The 17,574-nt window shown below is 57.1% G+C and carries 15 protein-coding genes and 1 pseudogene; 11 read left to right on the top strand and 5 right to left on the bottom strand.

What is annotated here, in order from left to right; translation table 11 throughout:
- Window position 1 precedes the first annotated feature (1 nt).
- The gene (locus AAAC48_RS20100; protein WP_340655882.1) at window positions 2-1,519 is read left to right on the top strand and encodes a tripartite tricarboxylate transporter permease; all 1,518 of its coding nucleotides are present in this window, start codon (window positions 2-4) and stop codon (window positions 1,517-1,519) included.
- Window positions 1,520-1,551: 32 nt separating this feature from the next.
- On the opposite strand, the gene AAAC48_RS20095 is transcribed toward AAAC48_RS20100, so the two are convergent.
- Window positions 1,552-1,716, bottom strand: coding sequence for a hypothetical protein (locus AAAC48_RS20095; protein WP_340655881.1), 165 nt, complete (start codon window positions 1,714-1,716; stop codon window positions 1,552-1,554).
- Between the two features lie 270 nt (window positions 1,717-1,986).
- Between AAAC48_RS20095 and rimP the strand changes: the two genes are divergently transcribed.
- The 9 genes from rimP (at window position 1,987) to AAAC48_RS20050 (ending at window position 13,167) form a co-directional block, all read left to right on the top strand.
- The gene (gene rimP, locus AAAC48_RS20090; RefSeq protein WP_340655880.1) at window positions 1,987-2,655 is read left to right on the top strand and encodes a ribosome maturation factor RimP; all 669 of its coding nucleotides are present in this window, start codon (window positions 1,987-1,989) and stop codon (window positions 2,653-2,655) included.
- Between the two features lie 51 nt (window positions 2,656-2,706).
- Window positions 2,707-4,308 carry a transcription termination factor NusA gene (gene nusA, locus AAAC48_RS20085; protein ID WP_340655879.1) on the top strand — a complete coding sequence of 534 codons (1,602 nt, stop codon included), beginning with the start codon at window positions 2,707-2,709 and terminating at the stop codon, window positions 4,306-4,308.
- Between the two features lie 43 nt (window positions 4,309-4,351).
- Window positions 4,352-5,026, top strand: a complete 675-nt coding sequence (locus AAAC48_RS20080) for an RNA-binding protein (protein WP_340655878.1) — start codon at window positions 4,352-4,354, stop codon at window positions 5,024-5,026.
- The gene (infB, locus tag AAAC48_RS20075) at window positions 5,023-7,773 is read left to right on the top strand and encodes a translation initiation factor IF-2 (RefSeq protein ID WP_340655877.1); all 2,751 of its coding nucleotides are present in this window, start codon (window positions 5,023-5,025) and stop codon (window positions 7,771-7,773) included. The genes AAAC48_RS20080 and infB overlap by 4 nt, the downstream gene beginning before the upstream one ends.
- Before the next feature lie 78 nt (window positions 7,774-7,851).
- The gene (rbfA, locus tag AAAC48_RS20070) at window positions 7,852-8,316 is read left to right on the top strand and encodes a 30S ribosome-binding factor RbfA (RefSeq protein ID WP_340655876.1); all 465 of its coding nucleotides are present in this window, start codon (window positions 7,852-7,854) and stop codon (window positions 8,314-8,316) included.
- A complete protein-coding gene (truB, locus tag AAAC48_RS20065; RefSeq protein ID WP_340655875.1) occupies window positions 8,317-9,288 on the top strand; it encodes a tRNA pseudouridine(55) synthase TruB in 972 nt (323 codons plus the stop codon). It abuts the gene before it with no gap.
- 152 nt (window positions 9,289-9,440) lie between these two features.
- Entirely contained in the window at window positions 9,441-9,710 is a 270-nt protein-coding gene (gene rpsO / locus AAAC48_RS20060; protein WP_340655874.1) for a 30S ribosomal protein S15, read from the top strand.
- 214 nt (window positions 9,711-9,924) lie between these two features.
- On the top strand, window positions 9,925-12,069 hold the full coding sequence (gene pnp, locus AAAC48_RS20055) for a polyribonucleotide nucleotidyltransferase (RefSeq protein ID WP_340655873.1): 2,145 nt from the start codon (window positions 9,925-9,927) through the stop codon (window positions 12,067-12,069).
- An 81-nt stretch (window positions 12,070-12,150) separates the two neighbouring features.
- The gene (locus tag AAAC48_RS20050) at window positions 12,151-13,167 is read left to right on the top strand and encodes a class I SAM-dependent methyltransferase (protein WP_340655872.1); all 1,017 of its coding nucleotides are present in this window, start codon (window positions 12,151-12,153) and stop codon (window positions 13,165-13,167) included.
- A gap of 150 nt (window positions 13,168-13,317) precedes the next feature.
- On the opposite strand, the gene fabI is transcribed toward AAAC48_RS20050, so the two are convergent.
- Genes fabI through fabA form a run of 3 tightly spaced genes read right to left on the bottom strand, consistent with a single transcriptional unit; the run spans window position 13,318 to window position 15,921 of the window.
- Window positions 13,318-14,133, bottom strand: a complete 816-nt coding sequence (gene fabI, locus AAAC48_RS20045; RefSeq protein ID WP_340655871.1) for an enoyl-ACP reductase FabI — start codon at window positions 14,131-14,133, stop codon at window positions 13,318-13,320.
- Window positions 14,134-14,142: 9 nt separating this feature from the next.
- Complete coding sequence (fabB, locus tag AAAC48_RS20040) at window positions 14,143-15,369, bottom strand: beta-ketoacyl-ACP synthase I (RefSeq protein WP_340655870.1); 1,227 nt, start codon at window positions 15,367-15,369, stop codon at window positions 14,143-14,145.
- Between the two features lie 36 nt (window positions 15,370-15,405).
- A complete protein-coding gene (gene fabA, locus AAAC48_RS20035; RefSeq protein WP_340655869.1) occupies window positions 15,406-15,921 on the bottom strand; it encodes a 3-hydroxyacyl-[acyl-carrier-protein] dehydratase FabA in 516 nt (171 codons plus the stop codon).
- A gap of 309 nt (window positions 15,922-16,230) precedes the next feature.
- On the opposite strand from fabA, the gene irrA reads away from it, so the two are divergent.
- Entirely contained in the window at window positions 16,231-16,662 is a 432-nt protein-coding gene (gene irrA / locus AAAC48_RS20030) for an iron response transcriptional regulator IrrA (RefSeq protein ID WP_340655868.1), read from the top strand.
- 334 nt (window positions 16,663-16,996) lie between these two features.
- Here irrA and AAAC48_RS20025 read toward each other — a convergent pair.
- Window positions 16,997-17,238, bottom strand: a pseudogene (locus AAAC48_RS20025) (type II toxin-antitoxin system prevent-host-death family antitoxin).
- Window positions 17,239-17,574: the final 336 nt, after the last annotated feature.

The raw sequence follows: 17,574 nt of genomic DNA, 5'->3' as shown, positions 1-17,574 counted from the left end.
TATGGATAGTTTTACATTATTGGCACATGGCTTCGCCGTTGCAATGCAGCCGCTCAACTTGCTGTATGCTCTGATTGGCGTAACATTGGGTACGGCAGTCGGTGTTCTTCCGGGCATCGGACCGGCCCTTACAGTCGCATTGCTCTTACCCGTTACCTATAAGCTCGACCCTGCAGGATCGCTAATCATGTTCGCGGGCATCTATTATGGTGGCATGTATGGCGGCTCGACCACGTCGATCTTGCTCAATACGCCGGGTGAGAGCTCGTCCATCGTGACAGCGCTCGAGGGCAATAAAATGGCGCGAGCCGGGCGCGGTGGTCCGGCGCTGGCAACGGCCGCCATTGGTTCCTTCGTCGCCGGTCTGATCGCGACCATGGCGCTGGCTTTGATCGCACCAACGATCGTCAAATTTGCCCTGTCTTTCGGACCTGCAGAATATTTCGCACTGATGATCCTCGCCTTCATGACCGTTTCGGCGGCATTCGGCGATTCCACCTTGCGCGGACTGACGGCACTATTCCTCGGGCTTGCACTAGGTCTGGTCGGTATTGACCTTCAAACCGGACAGGCCCGCCTTGCTTTCAGCATCCCGGATCTCCTCGACGGCGTAGAAGTCACAACGCTCGCTGTGGCCCTTTTTGCCATTGGCGAGACCTTGAGCGTCGCTGCCTCACGCAGTTCGGGTGAGGAAAAGATCGAACCGGTCAAGGGCTCGGTGTGGATGAACAGGGAAGATTGGGCACGCTCGTGGAAACCTTGGTTGCGCGGAACATTTATCGGCTTTCCGATCGGCGCAATGCCTGCCGGTGGCGCCGAGATCGGCACATTCCTATCTTATTCGGTAGAAAAGCAGTTGGCGAAGAAGCCGGAAGAATTCGGCCAGGGAGCCATTGAAGGCGTTGCAGGACCGGAGGCCGCTAATAATGCATCCGCCGCAGGAACGCTTGTCCCTTTGCTAACGCTTGGTCTCCCGACCAGTGCGACGGCCGCGATCATGCTTGCTGGCTTTCAGCAATTTGGGCTTCAGCCCGGTCCATTGCTGTTTGCCAACAATCCACAGATTGTCTGGGGTCTGATTGCAAGCCTGCTGGTTGCCAACTTTATGCTGCTGGTTCTAAATTTGCCACTGGTAGGATTGTGGGTGCGCCTGTTGTCGATTCCGCGGCATTGGCTTTATGCCGGGATTCTGGTCTTTGCGACGCTCGGCACCATTGGCGCCAATCCCTCGACATTCGAGCTCGGCATGCTGCTGGCGTTTGGCGTATTGGGATATTTCCTGCGCCGATTCGGCTATCCGATTGCGCCAGTCGTCGTCGGTTTGATTTTGGGGCCGATGGCGGAGCAGCAGTTGCGTCGGGCGTTGGCAATCAGTCAGGGCGATGCAACCGTGCTCGTCCACTCGCCGATTGCAGCGACTTTGCTGGTGCTTGCAGTCTGCGCTGTCGTCGTGCCGCTGATCATGCGTGCCCGAGGCAAAGGTAAGGTGCTCGCAGCACTGGCGGCGAACGAAGACTGATCTTAACAGCCTCCGTCCACCGGACTGATTAGTTAGTTCCGGTGGATGGTGCTGAACTGGACCGGGTCGATACCAAGTGTGCGCAGGTCGGAGGCAACCGGCTGATGGCCGATGCGCGTTGCTGATGCTACCGCGACCGCGCTGCCGAACACGTTGAAAAAGCGGCCGATCTTCGTGGGAATATGTCTCTTTGTCATTTTTCTATCCTTTCGCATTGATGCTGCGATGCAACATAGATAGTTGAGGTGACCCGATAAGGTTAGGTCTGTGATTGCAGGCCAGCCATGCGAAAATGCATTGCAGAATGCGGGCGCGACAAAGAGCGGGCAGAAAATCACGTCTGTGCTTGAAACCCGCATGCCATTTCTGTATATAGAAGTCATATTCTTGGTCGATAGAACAGGAGTGGGTCCAGACCGGTCCCGCTCTTTTTTGTTTCTTGGGGCCGAAACAGGGAAAAAATTTGCGTGACAGACGGCGCTGAAACAGAGCACGAGACTGCCTCCGCCAAGGGGCACGACGAACGGATTATCACTGAAACGGGCGTGGACGCCCGCGTGGCCGGCATCATTGAACCGGTCTTGGATTCCATCGGTTTTCGCCTGGTAAGAGTTCGTCTCTCTGGTCTCAATGGACTGACTTTGCAGATCATGACCGAACGCAACGATGGCACGATGACCGTCGAGGATTGCGAGCTCGTTAGCCGGACATTGTCACCAGTGCTTGATGTTGAGGATCCGATCGACCGGCATTATCATCTGGAAGTCTCGTCGCCCGGTATTGATCGTCCGCTGGTCCGCAAATCGGATTTCGTCACCTGGATTGGCCATATCGTCAAGATCGACACTTCTGCGCTCTTTGAGGGACGCAAAAAGTTTCGCGGCCGGATTGCGAATGTCTCGGCCGATGCCGTCACGGTCGAAAGCGATCAGGCGAGCTATGGTGACAAGCCAGTTGTCGAAGTCCCGTTCGAGATCATCTCGGATGCGCGGCTTATTTTGACGGATGATCTCATTCGCGATGCATTGCGCCGCGATAAGGATTTGCGCGAAGGCCGGATACCTGAAGACGCTGCAGGCTCCGCAGACGAGGCAGAAGCTTCGACCGCTAAGCCGGAACAAACAAAACAGGATTGATATTTCATACGCCCGCAGGACAAGCGCGGCGGTGAACCCAAGGAGAAGAACATGGCAGTCAGTGCAAACAGGCTAGAACTTCTGCAGATCGCCGATGCGGTGGCACGCGAGAAGTCGATTGACCGCGAGATCGTGATTGCGGCGATGGCCGATGCCATTCAGAAAGCCGCGCGCTCGCGTTATGGCCAGGAAACCAATATTCGCGCCGATATCAATGCCAAGACCGGTGAAATCAAGCTGCAGCGGCTGCTTGAAGTCGTCGAGACTGTGGAAGATCCGGTCACCCAGATTGGCATGGACGCGGCTCGCGACCGCAACCCCGATGCGCAGCCCGGCGATTTTCTCGCCGATCAGCTGCCGCCGATGGATTTCGGCCGTATCGCTGCCCAATCCGCCAAGCAGGTCATTGTGCAGAAGGTGCGCGAAGCCGAACGTGACCGTCAGTATGACGAATACAAGGATCGCGTTGGCGAAATCATCAACGGCAGCGTCAAGCGCGTTGAATATGGCAATGTGATCGTCGATCTTGGCCGCGGCGAAGCCATCGTGCGCCGCGACGAGCTGATTCCCCGTGAGACATTCCGCTACGGCGACCGCGTTCGCGCCTACGTTTATGACGTGCGCCGCGAACAGCGTGGTCCACAGATTTTCCTGAGCCGCACCCATCCGCAGTTCATGGCAAAGCTCTTCACCATGGAAGTGCCGGAAATCTACGACGGCATCATCGAGATCAAGTCGGTGGCGCGTGATCCTGGCTCGCGCGCCAAGATTGCTGTGATTTCCCGCGATTCCTCGATCGATCCCGTCGGCGCCTGCGTCGGTATGCGCGGTTCGCGCGTTCAGGCTGTTGTTGGCGAACTGCAGGGCGAGAAGATCGACATCATTCCGTGGTCGCCCGAGCCGGCTTCATTCATCGTTAATGCACTCCAGCCAGCTGAAGTTGCAAAAGTTGTTCTCGATGAAGATGCCGAACGTATTGAAGTTGTCGTCCCGGATGACCAACTATCCCTTGCGATCGGTCGTCGCGGTCAGAATGTACGTCTGGCTTCGCAGCTTACGGGCTGGGATATCGATATCCTCACCGAACAGGAAGAATCCGAGCGCCGCCAGAAGGAATTCGTCGAACGCTCGAACCTGTTCATGGAAGCGCTTGATGTCGACGAGATGGTCGGCCAGGTTCTGGCCTCCGAAGGTTTCGCCAGCGTCGAGGAAATCGCTTATGTGGATAGCGACGACATTTCCTCCATCGATGGTTTCGATGAGGAAACGGCGACTGAAATCCAGCAGCGCGCCCAGGAATATCTGAGCCGCATCGAAGAGGAGCGCGATGCCCGCCGCAAGGAACTGGGTGTTTCCGACGAACTTCGCGATCTACCGGGCATGACGAATGCCATCCTCGTCGCCGTCGGTGAAGATGGCGTCAAGACAGTCGAAGACTTCGCCGGATATGCAGTTGATGAACTAACGGGCTGGCGCGAGCGCAAGGATGGTGAGACAATCAACTATCCCGGCATCCTCTCGCAGTTTGATGTCAGCCGCGCCGATGCGGAGCAGATGGTCCTTGCTGCACGTCTCAAGGCTGGCTGGATAACGGAAGAAGATCTTGCCGCGGGCGAACCTGAAGTAGACGCGGACGAAGAGGTCACCGGTTAACGCTCCAGTAGGTGCATGATACTTCGAGCAAGGTCATGCGGAGATGAAGAAGGGCGATCAAGGCTTGGAACCGGAAATGAACGACAGGACGTGCATTGTCACGCGTGAAAGCGGTACTGTCGATGATATGATCCGGTTCGTCGCTGGCCCCGATGGGACGGTTGTGGCGGATTTAAAGCGCAATCTTCCTGGCCGGGGGTGTTGGGTGAAAGCCCAGCGGCGCTATATTGATGAGGCGGTCAAGCGAAAGCTCTTTCCGCGTGGTTTAAAAAGCAATGTCATCGTTCCGGATAATTTCGGACAGGTCGTGGACCAGATGCTTGTAAAAACAGCGCTCGGAAGTTTTGGGTTGGCGCGCAAGGCCGGTGTTGTGGTAACAGGGGCCGCAAAAGTGGACGCCGCCATCCGCAACGGCACTGCCGCTCTCGTCCTTCATGCGTTTGAAGCGGCGGAAGATGGTGTCCGCAAACTTGACCAGGCCCGCCGTTCGGTTGTTTATGCGGGCGGGCCGGAAATACCCGCCCTTTCATTGTTCGAAAGCAGTGAAATGGATTTGGCATTGGGTGGGGTAAATGTGATACATGCTGCCGTACTCAAGGGAACGGCAGCTGCCGGGTTCGTTAAACGAGCCTGGCTGCTACAGCATTTTCGCGATGGCCGTGACGATCAGGCCGACGCTAAAGCGGCAGCTGCCGCGAAGGAAACGGAAACGGAATGAGCGATACAAAATCGACAGACGACAAGACGCTTGGCGTCAACAAGAAAACCCTGACCCTGAAGCGGCCTGGTGTTGAGCAGAGCACGGTGCGCCAGAATTTCAGTCACGGGCGGACGAAGTCTGTTGTCGTTGAAACCAAGAAGCGCAAGTTTAGCCTTCCGGACCACAAGCCGGAGGTTGCGCCTCCTGCCGCCGCGGCGCCGGCGCCTGCACCGTCGCCGGTTGCAGCCCCTGCCCCCGCAGCTGCTGCGCCTGTGCGCCCTGCGCCTCAGCCAGCTTCACCGCAAGCGAGTGCACCTGCAGCGCCACGTCCGGCAGCGCCCGCTACAGCTGCGCCAGCTGCACAGCCAAGCATACGTCCAGCGGCACCGTCGCAGCAGCAGCGTCCGGGCGGACAGCAACCGTATCGTCCAGCTGGCCAGCGTCCGAATGATCGTTCCGGCATGGTGTTGAATACGCTCTCGAGCGCTGAACTTGAAGCGCGCCGCAAGGCGCTGGAAGGGTCGAAAGCCCGTGACGCTGAGGATCGCGCCAAAGCTGCCCTTGAAGCGGCCCGCCGTGCCGAAGAAGAGGCATTGCGCGCCAAGGAGCGCGAAGATTCCGCGCGCCGTCAGGCTGAGGAAGAAGAGCGCCTTCGCAAGGAAGCCGAAGCCAAGCATAAGGCGGAAGAGGAATCCCGCAAGCGTCAGCCTGAAGTCAAGGCAACAGACGATGCTACGGCCAAAGCGCCGGTGCGTAGGCCGAATGCGGCTGAGGAGGACGACGATCGCCGCGGTCCCGTCGGAGCGGGTCGTCGCAGCAGTGCTGCACCAGCCAAGCCGGAAGTCCGCGCACCCAAGGTCGTCAAGGGCGAAGATGAACGCCGCCGTGGCAAGCTGACATTGGGCTCTGCGCTCAATGATGAAGGCCGTAGCCGTTCGCTCTCGGCCATGCGTCGTCGCCAGGAGAAATTCAAGCGCGGCATGCAGCAGGAAAGCCGCGAGAAAATCGCGCGCGAAGTGGTTTTGCCAGAGACCATCACGATCCAGGAGCTCGCGCAGCGTATGGCTGAGCGGTCGGTCGACGTCATCAAATTCCTGATGAAGGAAGGCCAGATGATGAAGCCGGGCGACCTGATCGACGCCGATACGGCTCAGCTGATCGCCGAAGAATTCGGTCACACAGTTCGCCGCGTTGCGGAGTCCGATGTTGAAGAAGGTATCTTCAATGTGCAGGACGACGAAGCTGCATTCGAGCCGCGCCCGCCCGTCGTTACCATCATGGGTCACGTCGATCACGGCAAGACTTCGCTGCTCGACGCCATCCGCAAGGCCAATGTCGTTTCCGGCGAAGCTGGTGGCATCACTCAGCACATCGGTGCCTATCAGGTCGAACAGAACGGCCAGAAGATCACCTTCATTGATACGCCTGGCCACGCTGCCTTTACGGCTATGCGTGCTCGCGGCGCGCAGGCAACCGATATCGCCATTCTCGTTGTCGCAGCGGATGACAGCGTCATGCCGCAGACGATCGAATCGATCAACCATGCCAAGGCGGCAGGTGTTCCGATCATCGTTGCGATCAACAAGATCGATAAGCCGTCGGCTGATCCCCAGAAGGTCCGCAACGGCCTGCTTCAGCATGAAGTCTTCGTCGAATCGATGGGCGGTGAAACGCTTGACGTCGAAGTTTCGGCAAAGACTGGTGTTGGCCTCGACAAGCTGCTCGAAGCCATCCTGCTGCAGGCTGAAATTCTCGACCTGAAGGCTGATCCGACGCGTACGGCTGAAGGTGTTGTCATCGAAGCCAAGCTCGAGCGCGGCCGCGGTTCTGTTGCTACTGTGCTCGTTCAAAAGGGCACCTTGCACCCAGGCGATATTATCGTTGCTGGCAGCGAATGGGGTCGTGTTCGTGCGCTGGTCAATGACCGGGGTGAGAACATGAAGGAAGCCGGACCGGCGACGCCGGTTGAGGTCCTTGGTCTCCAGGGTCCGCCGCAGGCCGGTGATCGCTTCGCTATTGTCGAAAACGAGGCCAAGGCACGCGAGATCTCCGAATATCGCACGCGTCTTGCTCGTGAAAAGGCTGTCGCGAAGCAGGCTGGTTCGCGCGGTTCGCTCGAACAGATGATGAGCCAGCTGCAGGTAACTGGCCTGAAGGAATTCCCGCTCCTCATCAAGGGTGACGTGCAGGGTTCCATCGAAGCCATTGCCGGTGCACTCGACAAGCTTGGAACCGACGAAGTGCGGGCACGCGTCATCCATTCGGGTGCTGGCGGTATCACCGAGAGCGATATTGCCCTCGCGGAGGCGTCGAATGCCGCAATCATCGGCTTCAACGTTCGCGCCAACAAGCAGGCGCGTGACCTCGCCGAACGCGAAGGCATCGAGATCCGCTACTACAACATCATCTACGATCTCGTGGACGATGTGAAAGCGGCAATGTCCGGTCTTCTGTCGCCAGAACGCCGCGAAACATTCCTCGGCAATGCGGAGATTCTCGAAGTCTTCAACATTACCAAGGTCGGTAAGGTTGCCGGTTGCCGTGTTACGGAAGGTAAGGTTGAACGTGGTGCCGGTGTACGCCTTATCCGTGACAACGTTGTCATCCACGAAGGCAAGCTCAAGACGCTCAAGCGCTTCAAGGACGAAGTCTCCGAAGTGCCAGCGGGCCAGGAATGCGGTATGGCGTTCGAGAACTACGACGATATTCGCGCAGGCGATACGATCGAAGCTTTCCGCGTCGAGCATGTAACCCGCACGCTCTAATCAGCAGCGTCTCAATCATCGATGACAGATCGCCGGGATTAAAACCGGCGATCTCTCGTTTATTTGGATATGACAATAATGGCTCGTTTTGCTTCATCATCCGGCCCCTCCCAACGCCAGCTGCGCGTCAGTGAACAGGTGCGCCATGCGGTTTCCCAGGTGCTTCAGCGCGGTGATGTGCGCGATGACACGCTGGAAAATGCTGTTATTGCTATTTCCGAAGTGCGGATGTCTCCGGATTTGAAAATTGCCACCTGCTTTGTCTCGCCGATTGGTGCCGCGGACAGCGATGGTGTCATCAGTGCGCTGAACAAGAATTCAAAGTTCATTCGCGGCCGGGCGGCTGTATATCTCAAGCAGATGAAATATATGCCGGAATTCCGGTTCCGCATTGATACGAGCTTCGACAATTACGCCAAGATCGACGCGCTCCTGCGCAAGCCGGAAGTCACGCGCGATCTCGCAGATCACGATGACGACGATGATGGTGGCGATCCCAACCCTGGCGATGTGCCAGGTCATGGCGGGGATGGTAACGATTAAATGGCAAGGCAACGCAAGAAAAAAGGCCGTCCGGTTTCCGGCTGGCTGATCTTCGACAAGCCGAAGGGCATGGGGTCGACCGAGGCTGTTTCCAAGATCAAATGGCTGTTCAAGGCAGAAAAGGCAGGCCACGCCGGCACGCTTGATCCGCTTGCGTCAGGCATGTTGCCGATTGCACTCGGCGAGGCAACCAAGACCGTTCCCTATGTCATGGATGGGACAAAGATCTATCACTTTACCGTCACCTGGGGTGCCGAGCGCACGACTGACGATCTTGAGGGCGAGGTGACCGTTACGTCTGACATCCGTCCTGATGAAGCCGCCATTAAGGCCCTGCTGCCGAAATATACGGGCATTATTCTCCAGACACCGCCGAAATTTTCCGCCATCAAGATCGCCGGTGAGCGCGCCTATGATCTGGCACGTGGTGGCGAAGAGATCGAAATCCCCGCCCGCGAGGTCGAGATCGATCGGCTGGAATTGATAGAACGTCCCGATGATTCGACGGCGGTCTTCAAAGTTGAATGCGGCAAGGGCACCTATGTCCGCTCGCTGGCACGCGATATGGGGCGCGATCTCGGTTGCTACGGCCATATTTCCGATCTGCGCCGTATCGAGGTCGCCCCCTTCGACGAGTCCGATTTCGTTACGCTCGCAGAACTGGAGGCGGCACATCCACCTGTTCCGACCGAGGAAGAAGGTGAGGACCGCTCCTACGAACGGCTCGCCGCGCGCTTTAAGGTGATGGACGCGTTCCTGATTGATACGGGCGCAGCACTGGAAAGCCTGCCACAGGTTGCGGTCTCCGACGATCAGGCCCATCGCATTCGCATGGGCAACCCGGTAATCCTGCGCGGACGCGATGCGCCGGTGGAAGCCGACGAGGCCTGCGTGACCAGCAAAGGCAAGCTTCTGGCGATCGGTTTCATCGAACAGGGCCAGTTCAAGCCGAAGCGCGTATTTACGGCCTGAAAATGGCCAGAAACATTTGCGGCTGGTAATTTGCCCCGTTTTCGACTATACGGCCCGCAGCGATAGGCTTTGCTTTCGCTTTAACCGGCCCCCGCTGGACGACATCCCGGCCGTGGGCATCCTGTTTTCCTCTTCAAAAGAAAGGATAAACGATGTCGATAACCGCTGAACGCAAGCAGGCAGTGATCTCTGAATATGCAACAAAGCCAGGCGATACCGGTTCTCCCGAAGTCCAGGTTGCCGTTCTGACAGAGCGCATTGTCAACCTGACCGAGCACTTCAAGGACCACAAGAAGGACAACCATTCCCGCCGTGGTCTGCTCAAGCTCGTCTCGACGCGCCGCAGCCTTCTTGATTATCTCAAGAAAGTTGACCAGGACCGCTACCAGACGCTGATCGAAAAGCTCGGCCTGCGCCGCTAACAGATTGGACCGGCGGATGCGCATTGCGCTCCGCCGGTCTTTCTCATCTCCATATGGGGGTGAAAACTACCATGAGGCAGGTCATGGGGCAGGATTGCAGGCAACTCGAGGCAACGAGTTGCACGTTGTCTTGCCCGTGATTGGTCTGAAACGAAACGGGCGAAGGATGCTGCTACCAAAGGGGTGCGCGTCTTTCCCCACTGAAGGACAAGACATGTTTAATCAACATAAAGTTGAAATCGAATGGGGCGGACGTCCGCTCATTCTGGAAACCGGCAAGATCGCCCGTCAGGCTGACGGGGCTGTTCTCGCCACCTACGGTGAGACTGTCGTACTCGCTACCGTCGTTTCCGCCAAGGAACCGAAGCCAGGCCAGGACTTCTTCCCTCTGACAGTCAACTATCAGGAAAAGACTTACGCCGCCGGCAAGATCCCAGGTGGCTATTTCAAGCGTGAAGGCCGTCCGAGCGAGAACGAAACGCTGGTTTCGCGCCTGATCGACCGCCCGATCCGCCCGCTCTTCGCTGAAGGCTACAAGAACGACACACAGGTTGTTCTGACAGTTATCCAGCATGATCTCGAAAACAACCCCGATATCGTCTCGATGATCGGTGCTTCCGCTGCCCTGACGCTTTCCGGCGTGCCTTTCATGGGCCCGATCGGCGGCGCACGCGTCGGCTACATCGGCGGCGAATACAAGCTGAACCCGACCGTTGATGAAATGGTTGAATCGAGCCTCGATCTGGTTGTTGCCGGTACAGGCGATGCCGTTCTGATGGTTGAATCGGAAGCCAAGGAATTGGCTGAAGACGTCATGCTCGGCGCCGTCATGTTCGGCCACAAAAACTTCCAGCCGGTGATCGACGCGATCATCAAGCTGGCCGAAGTTGCCGCCAAAGAGCCACGCGACTTCCACGCAGAAGACCTTTCTGCAGTCGAAGCCGCAGTGCTGAAAGTTGCCGAAGCCGATCTGCGCGACGCCTACAAGATCACCGACAAGCAGCAGCGCTATGCAGCCGTCGATGCCGCCAAGGCCAAGGTTAAGGCGCATTTCTTCCCGGAAGGCGTTGAAGAGCCTGAGTTTTCTGCTGAGCAGATCGCAACTGTCTTCAAGTCGGTTCAGGCGAAGATCGTTCGTTGGAACATTCTCGACACTGGCGGCCGTATCGATGGCCGTGACCTGAAGACCGTGCGCCCGATCGTTTCCGAAGTCGGCCTCCTGCCGCGCACCCATGGTTCGGCCCTGTTCACCCGCGGTGAAACACAGGCCATCGTGGTTGCAACGCTCGGCACCGGCGAAGACGAGCAGTATGTCGACTCGCTGACCGGCATGTACAAAGAAACTTTCATGCTTCACTACAATTTCCCGCCTTATTCGGTCGGTGAAACAGGACGCATGGGTTCGCCCGGCCGCCGTGAAATCGGTCACGGCAAGCTCGCATGGCGCGCTATCCATCCGGTTCTGCCTGCCAAGGAACAGTTCCCCTATACGCTCCGTACAGTCTCCGAGATCACCGAATCCAACGGTTCGTCGTCGATGGCAACGGTTTGCGGCACATCGCTGGCTCTGATGGATGCGGGTGTTCCGCTACTGCGTCCGGTTGCCGGTATCGCCATGGGCCTGATCCTCGAAGGCGAGAAGTTCGCTGTTCTCTCCGACATCCTCGGCGATGAAGATCATCTCGGCGACATGGATTTCAAGGTTGCCGGCACGCAAGGCGGTATCACTGCCCTGCAGATGGACATCAAGATCGACGGTATCACCGAAGAGATCATGAAGGTTGCCCTGGCCCAGGCCAAGGACGGCCGTATCCATATCCTCGGCGAAATGGCCAAGGCCATTACCGAAGGCCGTTCAGAGCTTGGCGAATTTGCACCGCGCATCGAAGTCATGAACATTCCGACCGACAAGATCCGTGACGTCATCGGTTCCGGCGGCAAGGTCATTCGCGAAATCGTCGAAAAGACTGGCGCGAAGATCAACATCGAAGATGATGGCACGGTCAAGATCGCATCGTCCTCGGCCAAGGAAATCGAAGCTGCCCGCAAGTGGATCCATTCCATCGTTGCCGAGCCGGAAGTCGGCGAAATCTACGAAGGCACGGTCGTCAAGACCGCCGACTTCGGCGCATTCGTCAACTTCTTTGGACCGCGCGATGGTCTCGTCCATATCTCGCAGCTCGCTTCGGAACGCGTTGCCAAGACCTCCGACGTTGTCAAGGAAGGCCAGAAGGTCTGGGTCAAGCTCATGGGCTTCGACGAACGCGGCAAGGTTCGTCTGTCGATGAAGGTTGTCGATCAGGAAACCGGCAAGGAAGTCGTTCAGGAAAAGAAGGCTGCTGAAGAAGACGCAGAATAAATTCTTGAATAGACCAAGAAAAAGCGCGCCCCCGTGGCGCGCTTTTTTCTTATAATGACTTGATTGCAGATGGATATAGCCATGGCCAGCGGCGCGCTTCAGACGCTTTTCCTGCCCTTCGAAGACGAGATACTGCCTGCGCCTGACAAGGGTGCCCGGTGGTTGTTCCTTGGTGCCGAGGCAGATCGTAATATCGCCAGCGAGTGGCACGGTGTCCTGACCTGCCTGCAGCCGTTCAAACCCGACTACCTTGCATTGCAAAAGGCAGGTTTCAATGCCGTCCCACGGTTTGAGGGCGAGGAACGGTTCGACGGCGCGCTGATCCTGATCGGCAAGCATCGCGGCCGTAATGAATCATGGCTGGCGCAGGCGTTGAGCCATGTTGTCCCGGGCGGCACGATCGTGGTTTCGGGCGACAAGAAGCTTGGTGTCGACAGCTTCCGCAAGACGGTCGAGGGGCTTGTTCCGGTCATCGACAGACTGTCGAAGCACCACGCGGTGGCCTTCTGGTTCACGCGGCCGGGCGAGCTGAATATTGATAAAATTCAATCGCTTGTAGCCGAGCCGACCAAGCTCGAAGGCCGCTTCACGACGGGTCCTGGCATGTTCTCTCACACTGCCATCGACAAGGGATCGGCCATGCTGGTCAAGCATTTCGAAGGGCGGATCAGCGGTCACGTGGCGGACTTCGGTGCGGGCTGGGGTTATCTTGCCAGCCAAGTGCTGAACCATCCGGAAAAGCTCAAGTCACTAGCCCTTTATGAAGCCGATTTTGAGGCGCTGGAAGCGGCCAAACTGAACGTTATCAGCACTGAAATACCGGTGGCGTTCCACTGGAACGACGTCAATAGTGAAGCGATTACAGAGATATACGATACAATCGTCATGAACCCGCCATTTCATGCCGGGCGCAGCGCCGACCCGACCATGGGGCAGGGCTTCATCGCGGTCGCCGCCAAGCGGCTGAAGCCGGGCGGCAAGCTATTGCTGGTCGCGAACCGGCAGATGCCCTACGAGGCAGGTTTGAAGGCACTGTTCAAATCAGTGCTGCCGCTCGAGGATAACGCCGGTTACAAGATCATCGAGGCAAGGAAGTAATTTCTACCCGGGACAACTGTTTTGCCACCAAGGGTGGAGAAACTTGTCCCATTTTGGCCGGTTCTTTTCTCATTTTTGCGGGTTTTTAGCGTGGTTTTCGCACAAACCCGTGCAGATCTTCTCATCGTTCAGCGGCAGGACGTGCAAGAATTATTCCTTGCTGTCATCCGACTTCTTCAGCTCTTCCAGGGTTGGCATCGACACGATGTTGTAGCCCGAATCCACATAGTGGATCTCGCCGGTGACGCCACTTGAAAGGTCCGACAGCAGGTAGAGCGCCGACCGGCCGACGTCCTCGATGTCGACAGTACGCCGCAGCGGTGCATTGCGCTTCTGATAGGAGAACATGGCACGGGCATCACCGATGCCGGCTCCCGCCAAAGTCCGCACAGGACCCGCAGAAATTGCATTGACGCGAATGCCGTCAGGACCGTAGTCGGCGGCCAGGTAACGCACCATCGCTTCAAGAGCAGCCTTGGCAACACCCATCACATTGTAATTGGGCATGACCCGTGTCGACCCGCCATAAGTCAGCGTCAGGATCGAACCACCGTCGGTCATCAGCTTCGAGGCGCGCTGCGAGATCTCCGTGAAGGAGTAAGCCGAGATCACCATGGTTCGGCTGAAATTGTCGCGCGTCGTCACATCGGCATAGCGGCCCTTCAGCTGCGACTTGTCGGAAAAGCCAATGGCATGGACGACGAAGTCGACGCTGCCCCATTCCTTTTCCAGCGTTTCGAACACCGCGTCCACGGTTGCGATGTCCTCGACATCGCAAGGTAGCAGCAGCTTCGAGCCAAGTTGCTCGGCCAGTGGCGCAACGCGCTTGCCGAAAGCCTCGCCCTGATAGGTAAAGGCAAGTTCGGCGCCGTTGTGGGCCAGTTCCTTGGCGATTCCCCAGGCAATGGAATGGCTGTTCGCGACCCCCATGATGAGACCGCGCTTGCCCTTCATCAAATCACCCATTTTGTACCCTCAACCCTCGTAGCGCTGGTAGACCAGCGATGCATTCGTGCCGCCAAATCCGAAGGAATTGGTCAGGACCGTGTTCAGTTTGACATTGTCGATCCGCTTGCGTGCGATAGGCATATCCCCGAATGCCGGATCGAGTTCTTCGATATTGGCACTCTCGGCGATGAAGTCATTGTTCATCATGAGCAGCGAATAGATCGATTCGTGCACGCCCGTCGCGCCCTGCGAATGTCCGGTCAGCGATTTGGTCGCTGAGATGGGCGGGCATTGGTTGCCCGAACCAAAGACTTCGCGGATGGCCTCGATTTCTTTCAGGTCGCCTACGGGTGTCGAGGTGGCATGCGGATTGATGTAGTCGATCGGGCCCTTGACGTTGGCGATCGCCATGCGCATGCAGCGTGCCGCACCTTCCCCGCTCGGCGCGACCATGTCGGCGCCGTCCGAGGTCACGCCGTAGCCGACGAGCTCGCCATAGATCTTGGCGCCGCGCGCCTTGGCATGTTCCAGTTCTTCCAGAACCAGAACGCCGGCCCCGCCGGAAATAACGAAGCCATCGCGGTTCTTGTCATAGGCGCGGGAGGCCACGGAAGGCCGGTCATTGAATTTGGATGACATGGCGCCCATGCCGTCAAACAGCACCGACAGGGTCCAGTCGAGATCCTCGCAGCCGCCAGCAAACATCATGTCCTGTTTGCCGTACTGAATCATCTCAAAAGCGTTGCCGACGCAATGGTTCGAAGTCGCGCAGGCCGACGAGATGGAATAGTTGACGCCCTTGATCTTGAACCAGGTGGCAAGCGTCGCCGAGGCAGTCGAGGACATGGCTTTCGGCACGGCAAACGGGCCGACCTTCTTGCTCGATCCCGTCTCGATGGTCTTCTCGGCGGATTCAAAGATCGTTCGGGTTGACGAGCCGCCCGATCCCATGATGATGCCGGTGCGTTCGTTGGAAATCAGGTCCGTATCGAGGCCTGCATCGGCAATCGCCTGGTCCATCGCCACATGGTTCCAGGCAGTTCCGCCGCCGTGGAAACGCATGGCCCTGCGGTCTACCAGCGTTGACGGATCGAGTGTGGGCGCGCCATGGACCTGGCTGCGAAAACCATGCTTTGCATATTCCTCGGCAAAGACAATTCCCGATTTCGCTGTGCGGAGCGATTCAAGCACCTCCTGCACATTATTGCCGATAGAGGACACGATACCCATGCCCGTCACAACCACTCGCCGCATCGCGATCTCCTTGAAGGTGTTGCTCCGCCTGAAGGCTCAGGCAGCGCTTTCCTTGAACAGGCCAACCCGCAGGTCAGTAGCTTTATAGATAGTCTCGCCGTCCGCCTTTAACCAGCCGTCGGCAATGCCAAGCACCAATCTGCCGCGCATGACGCGCTTGAAGTCGATGCCATACTCAACGAGTTTGGTTTTCGGCGTGACCATGCCGGTGAACTTGACTTCACCGGTGGAAAGGGCGCGGCCCTTGCCAGGCTCGCCGAGCCAGCCGAGATAGAAGCCGGTCAATTGCCACATGGCGTCGAGGCCGAGGCATCCGGGCATGACTGGATCGCCGATGAAATGGCACGCAAAGAACCACAGATCAGGCTTAATATCGAATTCGGCGCGGATATAGCCTTTACCGTTTTCGCCGCCTGTCTCAGAAACCTCTGTGATGCGGTCAAACATCAGCATTGGTGGTGCTGGCAACTGGGCATTGCCTTGACCGAACATCTCTCCGCGGGCACAGGCAAGAAGCTCTTCATACCCGTAGCTTGATTTCTGTTCTGGCATTCTGTCTCCCATCAGTTAGTTCACGGCTTGCGCTCATAACGCGGCGCGCGGACCCTATCATACAGGATTTCCGCCTGAAAACGCTGTCTAGAGCAAACCACGGGCAAATGGAACCCTTGGCTTCATCAAGCCTTCTGCGAATTTCGTATGACAGACAATCCCAAAATCCCCAGCTTTCGACTGGACGAACGGTGTAATTGCTGGCTATTGATCGATTCCGCAAGACAGCATATATCAATCATGTAACACGATAGACAATTTGTCTCTCGTGTGACTTTTGATATCAGTTAACGGAGTGGCAGACGGGCCATGCATATTTCTTATGAGATAGATGCCGATGTATCCTTGCAGGAGCGCCTGCGATTTGCAGGATTGCGGCCGACCCGTCAACGTGTCGCTCTTGCAAGCCTGATCTTTTCCAAGGGTGACAGGCATCTTTCCGCTGAAGAACTGCATGAAGAGGCGCTAGGCGCCAATGTGCCGGTTTCGCTGGCCACTGTCTATAACACGCTGCATCAGTTTACCCAGGCCGGAATGCTGCGCATTCTCGCTGTTGAGGGGGCGAAGACCTATTTCGATACCAATGTTTCCGACCATCATCACTTTTTCGTTGAGGGCGCAAACGAAGTAATCGACATCCCGCAAGGGTCCGCCATGGTTGGCAATCTTCCGCCGGTGCCGGAAGGTATGGAAATCGTCAACGTCGATATCATTATCCGCCTGCGCAAAAAGCGCGGGTGATTTCCCAGATTATACAATCTGCACGGGTCCGGGGTACTGAGCGACAACGATATCGGCGGTTAGCAGCGTAATTCCTTCAACTATTGCCTGCGCGCGTGCGCACTCGCGATTGGCAGTTCCTGATAGCCATTGTCCAACAGTCCTCGACGAAGCAATCTTGGATCAACTTGGAAATCCGGCCGGCCCAGCCCAAATTTGACAGCTACCTCCCATAGGTTTGCCGGACTGAAAATGAGTTCATTGAATGGATCCGCCATGAGCGAGCGGGCCTTCTCGGGTAGAAGCTCAAATGATTCTGCTGCCCACAAAAGCAGATGCGTGTCGAGCAATAGTTTCATTTGCTACCGTCAAAGAGTTGCTCGATCTCTTCGCTGCCCATCCTGTCAAAATCCGCAGGAACCATGATTTGTCCCGCCATGAATCCAAACCGCCGCTGGCCGGTTGCAGGTCTGTCCAGGGTATGACCCTAACCATGGGCTTCCCAGCCTTGGCGATGACGAACGGTTCACCCTTCGCGGCTTGTTCGACCAAACGGGAAAGGTGAGTCTTTGCCTCGTGAATGTTAACGGTTCGCATAACGGCTTTCTTAAGTAAACTAAGTCTAGTTTACTTAGTTTAACTTTCCTTCAAGTGCAAGGACCACGCCATGGCGATGTGTCGAATTACAACAAATTGCGGGTTTGTGCCTGCAATGGATGTTGGATAGGTGCACTCCGTTAACTACTTATTTTTGTTTATTTTTTAGTCAGGAGTTTTCCTGAGAGTATATTACGGCTAGATAGCGCTTTTGCTTGCCTCGTCCGGCTTTCGCATCCGACCATGCGCCGCCTCCGCCAGCGTTTAGCTGGACAAGCATTGGCTTGTTCGTGGCGATCTCCGCTATACCGATTTTGGCAAGCAAGGCTTCCCTTT

The sequence above is a fragment of the Phyllobacterium sp. genome (genome assembly GCF_037994405.1).
GTDB lineage: Bacteria > Pseudomonadota > Alphaproteobacteria > Rhizobiales > Rhizobiaceae > Phyllobacterium.
This window is presented reverse-complemented; position numbering and strand designations above follow the sequence as displayed.